Here is a 3332-nt window from a genome sequence, read left to right as displayed (position 1 = left end):
GTTTGTCAATCGTTCGCGAGAGCATTGGCGCTGTGCAGGCCAGTATGGAGAAAAATCCAGTTCAAACGGCCGTCGACCTCGAGGTTGATGCATAGCAACTGCGTCCTGTTGGTGGACACAGCTGATTGAGTCCTTTGGAAGGATCAACCAACGTGGCAAGAGACATGGCTATGAAAGCGACAAACGACGGATCGATCGGCCTGATGAACGGCGATCACGTCGATATCTATGTCAACGGGAAGCTCCGGCCGGCCCACTCGTCGGCCCGGATTCCGGTCGTGAATCCGGCGGATGAGCGGGAATTTGCGACCATACCCGATGGCGACAAGGACGACGTTTCTGCCGCAGTAGACGCCGCGCGGGAGGCGTTTAGGAATTCCGGCTGGCCGCAGTTGCCTGCATCGGAGCGAGCCAATTATTTGCGCAGGCTCGCCCGTGCAATCGACAATCGCGCCGAGCAACTCGGCGCGATTGTCACCGCGCAGATTGGCATGCCCCTTGCAGCCTCCGTGCAGTCCAATGGAAGTGGCACATCGAAGTACTACGACTATTATGCTGAACTCGCTGATCAGCTGGAAGTCGAGTCCGAGCGCATCGGACACGGGTTGCGAACGGTCATTCGGAGAGAACCGGTAGGTGTTGCTGCATTGATCGTGCCGTGGAATGGCCCTCAGGGAGCCATCGCTTGGAAGCTGGCTCCGGCAATGGCTGCCGGTTGTACGACAATTATCAAGCCGCCACCGGAAGCATCACTGGACTCATACCTGCTTGCCGAAGCCCTGGACGAGGCAGGCATTCCACCGGGCGTTGTGAATATCGTCTTCGGTGGGCGCGAAACAGGAGCGCTGCTCGCGTCTCATCCGGGTGTCGACAAGGTGTCCTTTACCGGGTCAACGCACGCCGGGCGCCAGGTAGCGCTGGCCTGCGCCGAGCGCTTCGCGCGTTTCACGCTGGAGCTTGGTGGCAAGTCGGGGGCACTGCTGCTCGACGACGCCCATCTCGACACCTTTCTCCCACTGGTTGCGCCCGCGTGCATACCGTTCAGCGGCCAGATCTGCCATGCGCTCACCCGGGTGCTTGCTCCGCGCACGCGCTACGACGAAGTCGTAGAGGGGATCGCAAGCAAAATGGCCGCTCTCGTCGTGGGCCACCCGCTCGATCCCGCGACGCAGGTTGGCCCGCTAGTGGCGAAGCGGCAGCGCGATCGCGTCGAGGATTACATCGCGTCCGGACGCGAGCAAGGTGCGAAGACCGTAACCGGTGGTGGCCGGCCGGAGGGCCTGGACGTCGGGTACTACATCCAGCCGACGGTGTTCCGCGACGTCGACAGCGCAATGCGGATCGCCCAGGAGGAGATCTTCGGGCCGGTGGTGTCAGTGATCCCGTACGGCAACGAAGAGGAGGCACTCGCGATCTGCAACGGCACGACATACGGCCTTGGCGGGGCGGTATTCACGTCCGACGCCGAACGAGGCATGGCGATTGCGCGCCGGATTGAGGCGGGTGTTGTTGGCATCAACCGTTACACTCTCCATATCGACGCGCCTTTCGGCGGGGTCAAGGGCAGCGGTCTTGGTCGCGAACTCGGGCCAGAGGGACTGGCGGCTTTCCTTGAGGTGAAATCAATCTTTCCACCTCAAGGAAACTAGGAGAGTGGTTTCATTTGAGGTGTCCGAGGCGAACGGTACGTTCGCTCTAATTGCATGGACCTCCACTTCGATACCGATAGCAGAAACTTATTGTTGGAGTGGCGAAATGGTGTTCAGGCTCGACCAAGATGGCGACAACTAGTTGGAGGATGTGGAGGCCGATATCGCTTCAAATTAACATTCCCAAGATCGCCCATCGAAGAGGCGAGCCAGCATCAAACCTACCCTCTCGTACGAAGGAAACTCCCATGCCCGTGCTCAATCGCGTCGCCGACCTCCTCCCTGACATCGTGGCCTATCGCCGCGACATACACGCACATCCCGAACTGGGCTTTGATGAACACCGCACTTCGGCCTTCGTCGCCGAGCGCCTGCGCGAATTTGGCTGCGACGAGGTCGTGACCGGCATTGGCAGGACCGGCGTCGTTGGTGTCATCAAGGGTAAGAGGGCCATGAGCAACGGCAATCTCAAGGTCATCGGCTTGCGCGCTGACATGGATGCGCTGCCAATTGAGGAAGGGACCGGTCTCCCCTATGCCTCCAAGAGCAAGGGCTTGATGCATGCCTGCGGTCATGACGGCCACACCGCGATGTTATTGGGAGCGGCGCGCTACCTTGCCGAAACCCGGAATTTTGCCGGCACTGCAGTCTTGATATTCGAGCCCGCGGAAGAGGTCGGTACAGGCGCGCAAGCGATGCTCGATGACGGGCTGATGGAGCGCTTCGGAATCGATCAGGTCTTTGGCATGCACAACGCTCCGGGCTTGCCGATTGGTGTCTTTGGTATCCGGCAAGGTCCGGTGCGGGCGGCAACGGACAGCATCGAGATCAGAATCGAAGGTCTTGGCGGCCATCCCGGGAGGCCGCACAAATGCATCGACTCGATATTAGTGGGCGCTCAGCTTGTCACGGCCCTGCAGCAAGTCTTAGCCCAGAACGTCGATCCCTTGGAATCGGCGGGGCTTTCGTTCCACGAATTCCATTCCGGCACCACGCAGAGAGTAGTTCCGCAGACAGCAGAGCTGCGAGGCAGCATGCGCACGCTGAAGCCCGAGGTGCGTCAGCTTGTCAAGAAACGCATCGGCGAGGTGGTCGCCGGCATCGCCCAGGTCACCGGCGCCAAGATAGATCTTACGATCGAGAGCAGCGATGCCGTCGTTTTTAATCATGCCGCGCCGACCGAGCTTGCGATCAGGGCGGCGAAGGACGTGGCTGGTGAAGACAATGTGCACGAGACCCCTCCGGTATTAGGAGGGGAAGATTTCTCCTTCATGGCGGAGGCGCGACCGGGTGCATACGTCATTTTCGGGAATGGCGACAGCGCCCAACTACATCACGCCGCCTATGATTTCAACGACGAGGCGATTCCGTACGGGACTTCGTTCTGGATCAAGCTCGTGGAGAACACGCTCAAGGCTTGAGGTGTTCGCGAGATAGGCCAGTGGTCTCGTCTTGGCCAAATGAGCTTCCCCTCTCCTACGAAGGAAACTCCCATGCCCGTGCTCAATCGCGTCGCCGACCTCCTCCCTGACATCGTGGCCTATCGCCGCGACATCCACGCACATCCCGAACTGGGCTTTGATGAACACCGCACTTCGGCCTTCGTCGCCGAGCGCCTGCGCGAATTTGGCTGCGACGAGGTCGTGACCGGCATTGGCAGGACCGGCGTCGTTGGTGTCATCA

At 60.2% G+C, this 3332-nt stretch carries 2 protein-coding genes and 1 pseudogene; all 3 read left to right on the top strand.

The window, feature by feature from the left end; genetic code table 11:
* Positions 1 to 164 precede the first annotated feature (164 nt).
* Positions 165 to 1649: an aldehyde dehydrogenase gene (locus P3C39_RS32795; protein WP_210214661.1), complete on the top strand. Its 1485-nt coding sequence runs from the start codon at positions 165 to 167 to the stop codon at positions 1647 to 1649.
* A gap of 248 nt (positions 1650 to 1897) precedes the next feature.
* The gene (locus P3C39_RS32790; RefSeq protein ID WP_275955464.1) at positions 1898 to 3070 is read left to right on the top strand and encodes a M20 aminoacylase family protein; all 1173 of its coding nucleotides are present in this window, start codon (positions 1898 to 1900) and stop codon (positions 3068 to 3070) included.
* A gap of 72 nt (positions 3071 to 3142) precedes the next feature.
* Positions 3143 to 3332: pseudogene (locus P3C39_RS32785) on the top strand (amidohydrolase); the annotation flags it as partial.

The organism is Mesorhizobium sp. XAP4 (genome assembly GCF_029269325.1).
GTDB classification, from domain to species: domain Bacteria; phylum Pseudomonadota; class Alphaproteobacteria; order Rhizobiales; family Rhizobiaceae; genus Mesorhizobium; species Mesorhizobium ciceri.
This window is presented reverse-complemented; position numbering and strand designations above follow the sequence as displayed.

Coding starts and splice junctions, on each gene's coding strand:
- P3C39_RS32795 (WP_210214661.1), top strand. CDS start 165: ATGGCTATGAAAGCGACAAACGACGGATCGATCGGCCTGATGAACGGC.
- P3C39_RS32790 (WP_275955464.1), top strand. CDS start 1,898: ATGCCCGTGCTCAATCGCGTCGCCGACCTCCTCCCTGACATCGTGGCC.